15 protein-coding genes are annotated in these 12,994 nt (G+C 74.7%); 8 read left to right on the top strand and 7 right to left on the bottom strand.

All coding sequences use genetic code 11. The annotated features are described in order from the left end of the window. Nucleotide 1: 1 nt before the first annotated feature. Together FHX36_RS09935 and FHX36_RS09930 are read right to left on the bottom strand one after the other, a co-directional pair. Nucleotides 2-1,003, bottom strand: coding sequence for an inorganic phosphate transporter (locus FHX36_RS09935; RefSeq protein ID WP_110553459.1), 1,002 nt, complete (start codon nt 1,001-1,003; stop codon nt 2-4). A 7-nt stretch (nt 1,004-1,010) separates the two neighbouring features. Next, a complete protein-coding gene (locus tag FHX36_RS09930; protein WP_110553458.1) occupies nt 1,011-1,628 on the bottom strand; it encodes a DUF47 domain-containing protein in 618 nt (205 codons plus the stop codon). Nucleotides 1,629-1,813: 185 nt separating this feature from the next. Here FHX36_RS09930 and FHX36_RS09925 point away from each other — a divergent pair, with 185 nt between their 5' ends. The 5 genes from FHX36_RS09925 (at nt 1,814) to FHX36_RS23905 (ending at nt 7,074) form a co-directional block, all read left to right on the top strand. Further along, on the top strand, nt 1,814-3,550 hold the full coding sequence (locus tag FHX36_RS09925) for a FixH family protein (protein WP_183513705.1): 1,737 nt from the start codon (nt 1,814-1,816) through the stop codon (nt 3,548-3,550). A gap of 33 nt (nt 3,551-3,583) precedes the next feature. Continuing rightward, nucleotides 3,584-4,300: a YcnI family copper-binding membrane protein gene (locus FHX36_RS09920; protein ID WP_110554276.1), complete on the top strand. Its 717-nt coding sequence runs from the start codon at nt 3,584-3,586 to the stop codon at nt 4,298-4,300. Then, nucleotides 4,297-4,956: an SCO family protein gene (locus FHX36_RS09915; RefSeq protein WP_110554277.1), complete on the top strand. Its 660-nt coding sequence runs from the start codon at nt 4,297-4,299 to the stop codon at nt 4,954-4,956. The genes FHX36_RS09920 and FHX36_RS09915 overlap by 4 nt, the downstream gene beginning before the upstream one ends. A 10-nt stretch (nt 4,957-4,966) precedes the next feature. Further along, the gene (locus FHX36_RS09910; RefSeq protein WP_183513704.1) at nt 4,967-6,025 is read left to right on the top strand and encodes a hypothetical protein; all 1,059 of its coding nucleotides are present in this window, start codon (nt 4,967-4,969) and stop codon (nt 6,023-6,025) included. A gap of 218 nt (nt 6,026-6,243) precedes the next feature. Beyond that, the gene (locus tag FHX36_RS23905) at nt 6,244-7,074 is read left to right on the top strand and encodes a M23 family metallopeptidase (protein WP_110553273.1); all 831 of its coding nucleotides are present in this window, start codon (nt 6,244-6,246) and stop codon (nt 7,072-7,074) included. 134 nt (nt 7,075-7,208) lie between these two features. Here the strand turns inward: FHX36_RS23905 and FHX36_RS09900 are convergent, their stop codons facing one another. The 5 genes from FHX36_RS09900 to FHX36_RS23495 form a co-directional block, all read right to left on the bottom strand. Then, entirely contained in the window at nt 7,209-7,691 is a 483-nt protein-coding gene (locus tag FHX36_RS09900) for a hypothetical protein (RefSeq protein WP_110553274.1), read from the bottom strand. Further along, nucleotides 7,688-7,972: a helix-turn-helix transcriptional regulator gene (locus FHX36_RS09895; protein WP_110553275.1), complete on the bottom strand. Its 285-nt coding sequence runs from the start codon at nt 7,970-7,972 to the stop codon at nt 7,688-7,690. The genes FHX36_RS09900 and FHX36_RS09895 overlap by 4 nt, the downstream gene beginning before the upstream one ends. Before the next feature lie 44 nt (nt 7,973-8,016). Further along, complete coding sequence (locus FHX36_RS23900) at nt 8,017-8,691, bottom strand: response regulator (protein WP_110553276.1); 675 nt, start codon at nt 8,689-8,691, stop codon at nt 8,017-8,019. Beyond that, entirely contained in the window at nt 8,688-11,195 is a 2,508-nt protein-coding gene (locus FHX36_RS09885; RefSeq protein WP_181428860.1) for a sensor histidine kinase, read from the bottom strand. The genes FHX36_RS23900 and FHX36_RS09885 overlap by 4 nt, the downstream gene beginning before the upstream one ends. A 128-nt stretch (nt 11,196-11,323) precedes the next feature. Next, nucleotides 11,324-11,449, bottom strand: coding sequence for a hypothetical protein (locus FHX36_RS23495; protein ID WP_258372911.1), 126 nt, complete (start codon nt 11,447-11,449; stop codon nt 11,324-11,326). Nucleotides 11,450-11,555: 106 nt separating this feature from the next. On the opposite strand from FHX36_RS23495, the gene FHX36_RS09880 reads away from it, so the two are divergent. From FHX36_RS09880 to FHX36_RS09870, 3 genes are all read left to right on the top strand, one after another. Then, nucleotides 11,556-11,990 (top strand): helix-turn-helix domain-containing protein, encoded by a 435-nt coding sequence (locus FHX36_RS09880; protein ID WP_110553278.1) that lies wholly within the window; start codon nt 11,556-11,558, stop codon nt 11,988-11,990. Between the two features lie 10 nt (nt 11,991-12,000). Further along, nucleotides 12,001-12,423 (top strand): VOC family protein, encoded by a 423-nt coding sequence (locus FHX36_RS09875; protein WP_110553279.1) that lies wholly within the window; start codon nt 12,001-12,003, stop codon nt 12,421-12,423. A 137-nt stretch (nt 12,424-12,560) separates the two neighbouring features. Further along, nucleotides 12,561-12,776, top strand: a complete 216-nt coding sequence (locus FHX36_RS09870; protein ID WP_110553280.1) for a hypothetical protein — start codon at nt 12,561-12,563, stop codon at nt 12,774-12,776. The last annotated feature ends 218 nt before the right edge of the window (nt 12,777-12,994 follow it).

The raw sequence follows: 12,994 nt of genomic DNA, 5'->3' as shown, positions 1-12,994 counted from the left end.
CCTAGCCCACGATCGCGTGGGTCACGAAGAACGTGAGGGCGGCCACCAGGCCGGCGGCCGGCAGCGTCACCACCCAGGCGACGACGATGTTGCCGGCCACGCCCCAGCGCACGGCCGACAGCCGCCGGGTGGCGCCGACGCCCATGATCGACGTCGTCGTGATGTGGGTCGTGGAGACCGGTACGGCGAACACGGTCGCGGTGGTGACCATGACGCTGGAGGCGACGGTCTGCGCAGCGAACCCGCCGGCCGGGGTGAGCTGGATGATCCGGCGGCCCAGCGTGCGCATGATCCGGAAGCCGCCGGCGTAGGTGCCGGCGCTGATGGCCAGCGCGGCGGCCAGCACCACCCAGAGCGGCACCTCGAAGGTGTCGATCTCCCCGGCCGTCACCAACGCCAGGGTGATGATGCCCATCGTCTTCTGCGCGTCCTGCATGCCGTGGCCGAGCGCCATCGCCGCCGAGCTGGCGATCTGGGCGTACCGGAAGCCGCGGTTGGCCTTGTGCGCGTTGGCCCGCCGGAAGGTCCAGAGCACGGCGAGCATGAACAGGTAGCCCAGCCCGAAGCCGATCAGCGGGGCCAGCACCATCGGGATGACGACCTTGTCCAGGATCCCCATCCACTGCACCGAGTGCGCCGCGGCCAGCGCGGCGCCGACCAGCCCGCCGATCAGCGCGTGCGAGGACGACGAGGGCAGCCCGAAGTACCAGGTGATCAGGTTCCACACGATGGCGCCGATCAGCGCGGCGAAGACGATCTGCAGGCCCTCGCTGCCGGTCGGCGCGTCGATGATCCCCGCGCCCACGGTCTTGGCGACCTTGGTGGAGATCAGCGCACCGATGAGGTTGGCCACCGCGGCCAGCGCCAGGGCGGCGCGCGGGGTCAGCGCCTTGGTGGAGACGGCCACGGCGATCGCGTTGGCGGCGTCGTGGAAGCCGTTGGTGTAGTCGAACGCCAGCGCGACGACGACGATGACGATGAGGGCGAGGACGTACCCGTCCATGGGCGGGTCAGGACTCCTTGACCGCGATCGTCTCGACGACGTTCGCCACGTGCTCGAAGGCGTCGGCGGCCTCCTCGAGCTGGTCGGCGACCTCCTTGAGCTTGAGGATCTCCAGGGCGTCGAACTCGCCCGAGTACAGCCGGGACAGCAGCCGGCGGTAGAGCTTGTCCGCCTCGTTCTCCAGCCGGTTGACCTCGATCCAGTAGTCGGCGAGGTCCTTCATGGAGCGCAGCCGCGGCATCGACTCGGCGGTGACCTGGGCGCAGCGCTGCAGCAGCGCGACCTGCTGGCCCATCTCCGCCGGCAGCGTGCCGAGCTTGGTCAGCACCACCAGGTCGGCGGCGGCCTCGATGCAGTCCATGACGTCGTCGAGGTCGCTGGCCAGGTTGTAGATGTCCTCGCGGTCGAACGGCGTGACGAAGCTGGAGTTCACCTGCCGGAAGATCGCGTGGGTCGCCTGGTCGCAGGTGTGCTCCAGGTCGCGCAGCCGGTTGCCCAGCTCCTCGCGGCGGGTGTGCTCGTGCACGAACTCGCTCAGGACGTCGGTGGCCTCGACCAGGTGCTCCGCCGAGGCGGTGAACATGTCGTAGAAGCTCGAGTCCTTGGGTGTCAGGCGGAAGGCCACGCGGTGCTCCGGAGGTGGTGAGGACGTCGGTGGCCGTCCTCCCGCGCGGGCAGGCGACCTCGGGGAGCATAGGTCTCCCGCCGTTCACCCTCCGTTCACCCTGTCGTCGGACGACGCGGGAACTGGACCGGCCCCGCCGACGACTGTCTCCTCGTGCAGCACGACGACCGGCAGCGGGCATCTGCGTGAAGCGGTTCCCGGCTGCCGTCCTCCTGCTGTTCGCGCTGCTCGGGGCCGGGCTGCTGCTCGACGTCGTCACCGCCCGCCCGGCGGCCGCGCACGCCGCGGTGGTCACCACCACCCCCGGCGACGGCGCCCGGCTGGAGGCAGCGCCCACCGAGGTCACCATCGAGTTCAACGAGGCGGTGTCGCTGGGCGCCGGCTACGCCCGGGTGCTCGACGGCGACGGCGAGCGGGTGGACACCGGCGCGGCCGAGGTGACCGACGGCGTGGTCACCGTCCCGCTGCGCCCGGACCTCCCCGACGCCGGCTACGTCGTCACCTACCGGGTCGGCTCCGCCGACTCGCACCCCGTCTCCGGGGCCTTCTCCTTCGTCGTCGGCGACGGCGAGCTGCTGCCCGCCGGCTCGGTCGACGGCACCGACAGCACCGACCCGGGGATCGCCACGCTGCTCCCGCTGGCCCGCTGGGCCGGGTACGCGGGGCTGGTGCTGGGCGTCGGCGTCCCGCTCGCCCTGGCCACCTGCTGGCCCGGCGGCTGGGCGGCACCCCGGCTGCGCCGCGCGGCCCTGGGCGGGCTGGCCGCGGTCGCCGGCGGGGGAGTGCTGCTGCTGCTCGGCCAGGGCCCCTACGCGGCCGGGGCCGGGCTGGGGTCGCTGGTCGACCCGCAGCTGCTGGGCGCCACGGTCGACTCCGGCTACGGCCGCACCCTGCTCGTGCGCATCGCGCTCGCCCTCCTGCTGGCCGTCGTGCTGGCCCGGGGGTGGCGCCACGGGCGGGCGCCGGGCACCGGTCTGCTCGCCGTGGCCCCGGTGCTGGCGGCCGGGCTGGTCGTCGCGGTCGCCGCCGTCGGGCACCCGGTGGCCGGATCGCTGGTGGGCCTGGCGGTGGCGTCGAGCAGCGTCCACGTGGCCGCGATGGCCGGCTGGCTCGGTGGGCTGGTGGTGCTGTTCGCCGGGGTGCTCCGGGCGACGACGCCGCGCGCCGAGCTGGACGCCGCCCTGCCGCGCTGGTCCCGGCTGGCCGGGGGCTACATCGGCGCGCTGGTGGTCACCGGCGTGCTGCAGTCGGTGCGCGAGGTCGGCTCCTTCTCCGCGCTGGTGTCAACCGGCTACGGCTGGCTGCTGGTGGCCAAGCTGGCCGTGGTGCTGGTCGTGCTGGTCGCCGCGCTGGTGAGCCGGGACTGGGTGCAGCAGCGCGTCGGGGGCGGCCGCCGGCCGGGCGGGTCGCGCCGCCGGGTCGTCGCCCAGGCGTTCTCCGCGCAGGCCGTGGACGACGAGCCGCCCGCGTCCCTCGGGGTGCTCCGCCGCTCGGTGCTGGTCGAGCTGGTCGGCGCCGTCGTCGTCCTGGTGGTGTCGGCGGTGCTGGTCAGCCAGCCTCCCGCCAAGGCGTCGATGCCCACCCCGGTCGACGTCACCCTCCCGCTCCGCTCGGCCTCCGCGACGGCGGACGCCGGCACCGTCCAGGTCACCGTCGACCCGGCGAGCCCCGGCCCGACCACGCTGCACGTCTACCTCTTCGACGCCGACGGCCGGCTGGTCCAGCCCCGGGAGATCAGCGTCGGCCTGGCCGAGCTCGCCCAGGAGATCGGCCCGCTCGACGTCGAGCTGGCGGCCGCCGGACCGGGCCACTACGTCGGCGACCCGGTCCTCCCGTCGGCCGGGAGCTGGACCCTGACCGTCACCGTCCGGCTGGACGAGTTCACGGCCGTCACCGCCAGCACCGTCTTCCCGGTGCGCTGAACCCCCGCACGTCCCCCCGATCGAGGAGAACCGTTGAACCCCGCCCGCCCTGCCTCCCGTCTCGCCGTCGTGCTGCTCACCCTCGCCGGGGTGCTCGTCGCCGGCACCGGCGTCGCCTCGGCGCACGTGACGGTCTCGTCGGCCGACGCATCGCCGGGCGGGTACGGCAAGCTCACCTTCCGGGTGCCGAACGAGAGCGACACCGCCAGCACGGTCGCGCTGCGCATCCAGGTGCCCACCGACACCCCGCTCACCTCGCTGCGGGCCCAGCCGGTGCCCGGCTGGACCGTCGAGCTGACCACCACGCCGCTCGACCCGCCCGTCGAGGCCCACGGCGAGACGATCGACTCCGCCGTCTCGGTCGTCGAGTTCCGGGCCGACGCGGGCGGGGGCATCGCGCCGGGTGAGTTCCAGGAGTTCGCGCTGTCCGGTGGGCCGTTCCCGGACGCCGAGGCGCTGACCTTCGCCGCGGTGCAGAGCTACAGCGACGGCACCGAGGCCGCCTGGATCGAGCCGACCGTCGACGGGCAGCCGGAGCCGGAGCGCCCGGCCCCCGTGCTGACGCTCGCCTCCGCCGACGAGGACGCCGCCCCGACGACCCCCGACACCGCCGCCGCTCCCGCCGAGGGTGACGACGGCAGCAGCACGACCGCGACCGTCGCGCTGGTGCTCGCCGTCCTCGGCCTGCTCGCCGGGCTCGCCGGTCTCGGCCTCGGTCTGACCGCGCGCCGACGTACCGTGTCCTCGTGAGCTCTCGTTCCCGTGCCGGCGGGCTGGCCTCCCTCGCCCTGGCCGCCGCTGTGCTGCTGGCCGGTTGCGGTGGCGACGCCGACGCAGCCGGTGAGGAGCACGACCACTCCGCGGCGGTCGCCGACGTCCAGACCACCGACGACGGCCCGTACGAGGGCCTGCACCTGACCGAGCCGTACCAGAAGCCGGAGTTCACCCTCACCGACACGGCGGGCGCGCCCTTCGACTTCGCCGCCCGCACCGGTGCCGGGCCGACGCTGCTGTTCTTCGGGTACACCCACTGCCCGGACATCTGCCCCACCACGATGGCCGACGTGATGCTCGCGCTGGGCGACGTCGACCCCGAGGTGGCGGCGGAGACGAACGTCGTCTTCGTGACCACCGACCCGGCCCGGGACACCCCCGAGGTGCTGGCGGAGTTCCTCGGCCGGTTCGACGGCAGCCTGACCACGAAGTTCGTCGGGCTCACCGGCGACCAGGCGCAGATCGAGCAGGCGCAGCTGGCGGCCGGCGTGCCGCTGGCCCAGGACAACGGCGAGAGCCACTCCGCGCTGCTGCTGCTCTACGGCACCGACGGTGAGGCCGACGTCGCCTTCGACGCGGAGAACACCGCCGGCGACATCGCCCACGACCTGGCCCTCGTCGCCGCCGAGTGAGGCCGGCCCGGTGATCGTGGCCGCCGGCCGGGTGCTGGTGGTCCTGCTCGGGCTGCTCGCCGTCCTGGCCGTCGCGGGGCCGGCCCGCGCCCACGTGGGGGGTGGGGCGGCCGGCAGCGACTTCGACGGGGCGCTGCGCTCGGTCTCCCCGGACCTGCCCGGGGTGACCGTGCGGGTGCTGGAGTTCGGCGACCAGCTCGAGGTGGTCAACCGCACCGGCACCGAGCTCGAGGTGCCTGGGTACTCAGGTGAGCCGTACCTGCGGATCGGCCCGGACGGCGTCTGGCGCAACGAGCTGAGCCCGGCCACCTGGCTCAACCTCGACCGGTACGGCCGCACGCCGGTGCCCGACGACGTCGACGTCGACGCCGCGCCGCGGTGGGAGCAGGTGTCGACCCAGCCGATGTACGCGTGGCACGACCACCGCACGCACTGGATGACCGAGGGCCTGCTGCCGCCGGTGGTCGCCGCGGACCCGTCCCGGGCGCACACGGTGAGCGAGTGGACGGTGCCGATGACCTACGGCGGCACCGACGTCGTCGTGGCGGGCGAGCTGACCTGGAGCCCGCCGCCGCCGGCCTGGCTGGTCTGGCCGGTGTACGTCCTGCTGCTGGCCGCGACGGTGCTCGCCGGCTGGTGGGCCCGCGGGCCGCGGCCGCTGGCCGTGGCGGTGGCCGCCGGTGCTGCCGCCGCGCTCGTGCACGCGGTGACCACGCCGGCGCCGGCCGCCAGCGTCTCCTCCCACCTGGGCGCCGTGGTGTCGGCCCTGCTGCCGGCGCTGCTGGTGCTGCTGGTCGCCGCGGTGGGCGTGCGGGCGGCGCTGCACGACCGGGGCGTGCTCACCGGGCTGGTGGCGGTGGTCGTGGGCTGGCTGCTGCTGGTGCAGGGGCTGCCGGACGTCGACGTGCTCTGGACGGCGCACGCGCTGGCGGCCGGGCCGCAGCTGCTGGCCCGGGCCGCGGTGGCGGTGCTGGTGGCAGTCGGGCTCGGGTTGGTCGTCGGCGGGGTCGGTGCGGCCCGCCGGTTCCGGGACGTGGTCCGGCAGGAGGCGGCGGACTCCCGGGGCTGACCGGTCGACGTGTCGACACCGACGACGTCGACAGGTCGCCGTGTCGACACCTGCGCCTCCCGGTTCGGCCCGTTCCGGACCGATCGAGAGCGCCTGCACGGCGTGTCCTGCCCAACACGCCGAGTGCCGAATTACAAGTCTGTCATTTGATGTTTTGCTACCCCGCGAGACCGATCCGGTGCACGGGGGATGCCGGACACGATCGAGGGGCAGGCACTGTGGGTTCGAGGCACGCCGGCACGACCGTCCGCAGCCGCCGGACCGACGTCGAGCCCCCGTCCTCGCCCAGCATCCCCGCCGCCTCCGCCGGGCTCCCCGCCGTCATCCCGGGGCGCACCCGCCGCCGCACCGCCGCCGGCCGCCGCCGTCCGGCCGCCCTGCTGGCCGCCCTGGTCGCCGGCGGTCTCGCCGCCGGGCTGATCGGCACCCAGGCGCTGCCCGCGGCCGACGCCGCCGACGACATCGCGGTCTCCGAGCTCCTCGGCTCGGACGCCGAGGGCATGCTGGAGATGGAGCCGCTGAGCCCGCAGGAGGCGATCACCGAGGTCGAGGCCCGGGCCCGCCTCGAGGAGGTGGCGGCCAACCGCGCCGAGCGGGCCGAGCAGGCCGCCCAGGAGCAGGCCGCCGCCGAGGCTGCTGCCGAGGCCGCCCGGCCCAAGGCGGTGGCGCCCGTGGACAACGCCCGGATGACCACCTGCTTCTGCATGCGCTGGGGCACCATGCACTGGGGCATCGACCTGGCGGCGCCGATGCTGACGCCCGAGTACGCGGCCGAGGACGGCGTGGTGCTCCGCGCCGGCGCGGCCAGCGGCTACGGCCAGGCCGTCTACATCCTGGGCGTCAGCGGCGACGTCACCGTCTACGGGCACATGGAGAAGATCCTGGTCTCGCCGGGCGACGTCGTCAGCGCCGGCGACCGGATCGCGCTGCTCGGCAGCCGGGGCCAGTCGACCGGCCCGCACCTGCACTTCGAGGTGCACCGCGGCGGCATGGACGGCAAGCGCGTCGACCCGGTGGCCTGGCTCCGCGAGCGCGGCGTCGAGCTGTAGCCGGATCCCCGTCGCGGTTTCGCGCGGGAAAGTACGCGCGGTTTCGCGCGGGAAAGCACGCGCGGTTTCGCGCGGGAAAGCACGCGCGGTTTCGCGCGGGAAAGTGCGCGCGGCCGGCGGACGGGTCGGGTGCGTCAGGCCCGGCGGGACCAGGCGGCCACCAGCGTCGGCAGCACCAGGGCGACGTGGAAGGGCACCACGACCGCCGCGGTCCGGACGCCCTCGCCCGGTGCCGGCCAGCCCGCGGCCAGCCAGACGGCCACCACCGCGAGCCCGGCGGTCAGCAGCCCCAGCCCGATCCGGTAGCTGAGGGCGTACACCTCGCCGCGGAGCTGCCACTGGCGCTCGTCCAGCGCCTCCTCCGGCAGCTCCTCCAGCCCGCGGGTGCTCGCCTTGAGGGTGCCCAGGCAGACGACGAAGGCCAGCACGAGCACCCCCAGCCCGATCACCGAGGCGACGGGTGCGCGGTCCAGCACCGCGAACAGGGCCGTCTCCACGACCAGCAGGGCGCACAGGGCGCCGACCAGCAGGCGTCGGGCGCGCAGCGTGCGCAGGTGCTCGAACCGCGGGTCGTCGAGGCGTGCGGCGCGGCGCTCGGTGCGGGTGCTCGTGGTCATCGCGTCTCCTGGGGGTCGGGTCGGGTGCCGTAGACCTGCTCGGACAGTGCGCGGAACGGGGTGAGGGAGAAGACCGCCTCCATCGGCAGCCCGAAGACGGCGGCGAGCCGGAGGGCCAGGGTCGCGCTGGGGCTGTACTCGCCGCGCTCGAGGTAGCCGATGGTCTGGTAGTGGACGCCGACCGCATCGGCCAGCTCCTGCCGGGACAGGCCGCGCTCGGCTCGCAGCAGGGCGAGCCGGTTGTACAGCTCGACCTCGTCGGAGCGTTTGCGCGGCGGCATGTAGCAAAAGTACTACGACGCAGAGCTGGTGGGCAACAGAGAAGTCACGGGGTGAAGCGGTAGCCCATGCCCGGTTCGGTGTGCAGGTGCCGCGGGTGCGCAGGGTCCGGCTCGAGCTTGCGGCGCAGCTGAGCCAGGTACACCCGCAGGTAGTTGGTCTCCCGCTCGTAGGCCGGCCCCCACACCGACTGCAGCAGCTGCCGCTGGCCGACCAGCCGGCCGGGCGCCCGCACCAGCTCCGACAGCAGCGCCCACTCGGTGGGGGTCAGCCGCACCGGGACGCCGTCCACGGTCACCTGCTTGGCGGCGAGGTCGACGGTGAAGGAGTCGGTGACGACGACGGACTCGCCGGGGGCGGTGCCGCCGCGACGCACCGCCGCCCGCAGCCGGGCGAGCAGCTCGGCCATGTCGAAGGGCTTGGTCACGTAGTCGTCGGCGCCGGCGTCCAGCGCGGCCACCTTGTCCTGGCTGTCGGCGCGCGCGGAGAGCACCAGCACCGGGCCGGTGAACCAGGGCCGCAGCCCGGCCAGCACCTCGGTGCCGTCGAGGTCGGGCAGGCCCAGGTCCAGCACGATCACGTCCGGGTGCGCGGCCGCCGCCTCGCGCAGCGCCGTCGTCCCGTCCGGTGCGGTGACCACCTCGTGCCCGGCGGCGCGCAGGCTGATCCGCAGGGCCCGCAGCAGCTGGACGTCGTCGTCGACGACGAGTACCCGGCTCACGCCTGGGCCACCGGGGCGGGCCGCGGCGCCTCGGCCAGCGCGACGACCATGGTCAGCCCGCCGCCGGGGGTGTCCTCCGCGGTGAGCGTGCCGCCCATCGCCTCGGTGAGCCCGCGGGCCACCGCCAGGCCGAGCCCGACGCCCTGACCGGCCGGGGCGTCGCCGAGCCGCTGGAACGGGGCGAAGACCCGCTCGCGGTCGGCCGTCGGCACCCCGGGGCCGCGGTCGACGACCCGCAGCTCGACCTGCCCGGCCGCAGCACCGGCCCGCAGCACCACCGGGCCGGTCGGGGCGTGCTGGGTGGCGTTCGCAGCGAGGTTGGCCACCACCCGCTCCAGCAGCCCGGCGTCGGCGAGCACCGCGGGCACGTCGTCGGGGGCGTCGAGCACCACCCGCGCCCGCTGCGGTGCCTCCAGCCAGGTCAGGGCGGTGTGCAGCACGCCGATCAGGTCGGTGGGGCTCAGCGCCGGGGCGACCGCACCGGACTGCAGCCGGCTCATGTCCAGCAGGTTGTCGACCAGCCCGGTGAGCCGGTCGGCGGACTCGTCCACGGTGGCGACCAGCTCGTCGCGGTCCTCGTCGGTGAGCGCCAGCTCGGGGGAGCGCAGCGCCGAGGAGGCGGCCTTGATCCCGGCGAGCGGGGTGCGCAGGTCGTGGCTGACCGCGGCCAGCAGGGCGGTGCGCATGCTGTTGCCGGCCGCCAGCCGGTCGGCCTCGGCGGCCTGCGCGGTGAGCCGGCCCTGGGTGAGGGCGACGGCGGCCTGCTCGGCGAACGCCACCAGCACGCGGCGGTCGCCGGCGTCCAGCGTCCGGCCGCACAGCCGCAGCGCGATGGTCTCGGTGATCGGCACGTCCTCGCTGTGCCCGCCGCCGCCGTGCCCGCAGGTGCTCACCGTCTGCTCGCCGTCGGCGGTGCGCTCGACCATCGTCACCTCGTCGAGGCCGAACGCCTCCCGGATCTGCTCCAGCATGCTCGGCAGCGCGCGTTCACCGGCGAGGACGGCGCGGGACAGCGAGGCGAGCATCTCGGTCTCGGCGGCCGACCGGGCGGCGGCCGTGGCCCGGCGGGCCGAGCGGTCCACCACGGTGGCGACGGCGACGCCCACCACCAGGTAGCCCAGCAGGGCCACGACGTCGTCGACGCGGTTGATGGTGAGCCGTCCGGTGGGCGCGGTGAAGAACCAGTTCTCCGCCAGACCCCCGACCACCGCCGCCACGATCGCCGGACCCAGCCCGCCCACCAGGGCCACCGCCACCACCAGCAGCAGGAAGACCAGCAGCACGCTGGCCAGCGAGATCACCGGGTCGGCGGCCAGGCAGAGCAGGGTGACCAGCGGGACGCCGAGCAGGGCGAGCGCGAGGGCGGCCCACCGGCGGCGCCAGGTGACGGCGGTGGTGAGCACGGGCAGCCGCCAGCCGCGGGTGCCCGCGGCGGCGTGGGTGACGATGTGGACGTCGATCTCGCCGGACCGTGCGACGACCTCGCCGCCGACGCCTCCGCGCACCGCCCGGGCCCACCGGGTGCGCCGGCTGGTGCCGATGACCAGCTGGGTGGCGTCGGCACCGCGGGCGAAGCTCAGCAGCGCGGTCGCGACGTCGTCGCCGACGACCTGGTGGTAGCTGCCGCCGAGGCCCTCGACCAGCGCCCGCTGCGCCCGCAGGGCGTCGGGGGAGACCCCGGCCAGGCCGTCGGAGCGGAGCACGTGCACCGCCAGCAGCACGCCCTCGCCGTTGCGCCGGGCCACCCGGGCGGCGCGGCGGATGAGCGTCTCGCCCTCCGGTCCGCCGGTGAGCGCGACGACGACCCGCTCCCGGGTCTCCCACACGTGGTCGATGTCGTGGTCGGAGCGGTAGCGGCGCAGCCCCTCGTCGACCCGGTCGGCGAGCCAGAGCAGGGCGAGCTCGCGCAGCGCGGTCAGGTTGCCGACCCGGAAGTAGTTGCCCATCGCGGCGTCGACGCGCTCGGCGGGGTAGACGTTGCCGTGCGCCATCCGCCGCCGGAGCGCCTCGGGCGACATGTCCACCAGCTCGACCTGGTCGGCGCGGCGCACCACCTCGTCGGGCACCGTCTCCTGCTGGGCGACGCCGGTGATCTGCTCGACGACGTCGGTGAGGCTCGCCAGGTGCTGCACGTTCACCGTGGTGAGCACGCTGATCCCGGCGGCCAGCAGCTGCTCCACGTCCTGCCACCGCTTGGCGTTGCGGGAACCGGGGGCGTTGCTGTGCGCCAGCTCGTCGATGACGACGACCTCGGGCCGGCGGGCCAGCACCCTGTCGACGTCCAGCTCGGTGAGCGTGACGCCGCGGTGGGCGACCTCCGCGCGGGGCAGCACCTCGAGGCCGTCGAGCTGCTCGAGCGTGCGGGGGCGGCCGTGGGTCTCGACGACCCCGACGACGACGTCCTGGCCGCGCTCCTGCCTGCGGTGCGCCTCGCCGAGGACGGCGAAGGTCTTCCCGACGCCGGGTGCGGCGCCCAGGTAGATGCGCAACGTGCCGCGGGCCATGACCTCCATGATCGTCCCGCCCGGGGCCGGTCGGCCGCCGTGCCGCGTCAGGATCGCGTCAAGACCACTCCGACGAGGTGTTCCCGGACGCTTGTGCTCTGCTCCCGGTGGGGGAGCAGAGCACGAGGTCACCGCTGGAGGTCTCCGGGCGGTGCTGACCGCTGCTCGCGGGGACGACGGCACCACCGGCCCACCGCGGTGTTGACGCCGATGGCCAGCAGACCCCAGAGCGCGATGATCAACGAGTCGGTCACGCCTCCATCGGACGCCGCGCCGAGCCGGCGGACCAGCGTCTTGACACCGTCCTGACGCGCGCCCCGGCGTCCTTGACGGGTTTCCGCCGGCTGCCATGATCGCGCCGTGAGCCGGGCGAGCGAGGACTCCAACCGGCGGATGCTGCGGGCCCGGGACGCGATGGACCGCTCCTACGCCGAGCCGCTCGACGTCCCCGCGCTGGCCCGGATCGCGCACGTCTCCGAGGCGCACTTCATCCGCACCTTCAAGGCGACGTTCGGCGAGACGCCCAAGCGGTACCTGCAGCGCCGCCGGGTGGAGCGGGCGATGTTCCTGCTGCGCAGCACCGACCAGACGGTCACCGACATCTGCATGGCGGTCGGCTTCAACAGCCTGGGCACGTTCAGCCGGGTGTTCGCCGAGATCGTGGGGGAGCCGCCGAGCGTCCACCGGCGGCGCGGCCCGCTCGCGCCGGTGCCCAGCTGCTTCGGCATGCGCTGGCTGCGTCCCGGCTCGAACACCGCAGTTCCGGAGAAGCCCGGGGCACCGGCCCGGCCCTAGCGTTCCGGGCATGTTGAACACCATCTCGATCACCTCCCTCTACGTGCTGGACCAGGACGAGGCACTCGACTTCTACGTCGGCAAGCTCGGCTTCGCGGTCCAGACCGACCAGCAGTTCGGGCCGATGCGCTTCCTCACCGTCGCGCTGCCCACCGACCCCGGGCACGCGGTGCTGCTCGAGCGGCCGGCGCCGCCCTCGGTGAGCGCGGAGATCGCCGACACGGTGCGCGACCTGGTCACCAAGGGCGCCGGGGGAGGGAACCTCTTCTTCACCACCGACGACGCGCACAAGACCCACGCGGCCCTCAAGGAGAAGGGCATCGACCTGCCCGAGGAGCCGGTCGTGCAGCCCTACGGCATCGACTTCGGCTTCCGCGACCCGTTCGGCAACTCGATCCGGGTCGCCCAGATGACCCCACCACCCACGTCCTGACGTCCCGCCCCGGCCGGTGGTGCCGTCGCGCTGCGCGCACCAGCAGCACGACGGCCACCCCGCCGAGGACGACGGCCGGTGCCCAGCTCGCGTCGTCGGCGACCCGCTGCCCCACTGCGCGGGCGAGCAGCACGACGGTGGCGGCCCACGCGGTGCCGCTGACCGCGATCACCGGCCCGGCCAGCCGCAGCGGGATGCCCGCTCCACCGGCGACCCGCGGGGTCAGCGTGCGGACGACCGCGACCCAGTGCGCAGCGGCGAGCAGCGTGACGGTGCCGGCCGCGCCCTGCCTGGACAGCCAGCCGTGGACCCGCTGGACCACCGGGTCGACGCGCGAACGCACCCACGGGTGACCGGGGCCGTGGGCCGTTCGACGGGTGTGCCCTTGCCGCAGTCCCAGCAGTGCACCGGTGACGCTGCCGGCGGCGGCGGCCGCGATGGGCAGCACTGGGTCGGTGCCGGTGGCCGACGACCACAGCCCGAGCGCGACGAGGGTCGTCGACCCGGGCAGGACCACGCCGAGCACCACGCCGCTCTCCAGCGTCAGGACGACGGCGGTCACGGTGAGCAC

This window comes from Modestobacter versicolor (genome assembly GCF_014195485.1).
Lineage (GTDB): Bacteria > Actinomycetota > Actinomycetes > Mycobacteriales > Geodermatophilaceae > Modestobacter > Modestobacter versicolor.
Note: the sequence above shows the minus strand (reverse complement) of the source record. Positions and strands in the feature narration are given on the sequence as shown.